1 protein-coding gene is annotated in these 987 nt (G+C 58.6%); it reads right to left on the bottom strand.

All coding sequences use genetic code 11. From position 1 onward, the window contains the following. Positions 1–4: 4 nt before the first annotated feature. Positions 5–987 (bottom strand): transposase (locus RPS27_RS10505; protein WP_188637473.1); only part of this gene is annotated, 983 nt, incomplete at its 5' end.

Consider the following 987-nt stretch of genomic DNA (forward strand, 5'->3'; position numbering starts at 1 on the left):
CTTCCTAAGAAACAGCCGGATTGGCGTCGCCCGGGATGGCCTGCAACACGAAGCCTAGCGATTTCGCCCGGCGCTGTAGGTTGGCGAGGACGCGGCTACGATATTGCTGCTCATATTGGTCGGCGCCAGGATCCTTGTAGCTCATGCCGTGCCGGAGTGTGTTGTAGAATAAAACCGCAATCTTGCGAGCCGTCGCCGTCACCGCCTTCGATTTACCCGCACGTGCTGACAACCGGCGATAGAATGCTCCCAGCGCTGTCTCGCTCCGCCCCACGGTTGTGGCTGCCAAACGCAACAACGCAGCTGCGCGACTTGAAGATCTCCGTGTGCGCGAAGACAGCACCTTGCCGCCGGAGATCTTGTTGCCGGGTGCGAGGCAGAGCCAGGAAGTGAAGTGTTTGGCGCTCGGCCATGCCGTTAGATCGATACCGCACTCGCCAATGAGCTTCAATGCGAGCGACGGACCCAACCCGTGGATCTCAGTCAAATCGACGCCCCGCACTCTGTACAGTGCGGTCCTGACATCGAAGGTGGGGGTGTTGACCTGCTTGGTCTTTACGCGCGGCTTGGCTAGGTTTCCGACCGGTCTTGCTCCTTTGGTGTTCAATGCACTGATCAGGACTTCGAGCTTGCGATCACAGTCGAGCATCTTTGCCTGATAAACGTCGTAGAGCTCCAGTGATTGAGCTAACGCGAAAACATGTTCGTGGCGGTCATTGCCTACGAGCGCTGCGCGGATCGTCTCGATCGATGAGTGGCAGCGCACGTCCCGATAGGTTGCCGGGACGTCGGGATTGCGTTCGCCTGCAACAATGGCTCGGATAATCCGCATGCCGGTCGCGCCGGTGATATCCGACACAACATGATGGAGCTGCAGGTTCATCTCCATCAGAGCCTTTTGCATATGTTGGATATGGGCGGCAGCATATTCCACGAGCCGCTCGCGCTGGCGTAGATAGGCTCGCAACGTTGCGATCTCGGCATCGG

The sequence above is a fragment of the Bradyrhizobium sp. WYCCWR 12699 genome (assembly GCF_032144035.1).
Taxonomy (GTDB): Bacteria; Pseudomonadota; Alphaproteobacteria; order Rhizobiales; family Xanthobacteraceae; genus Bradyrhizobium.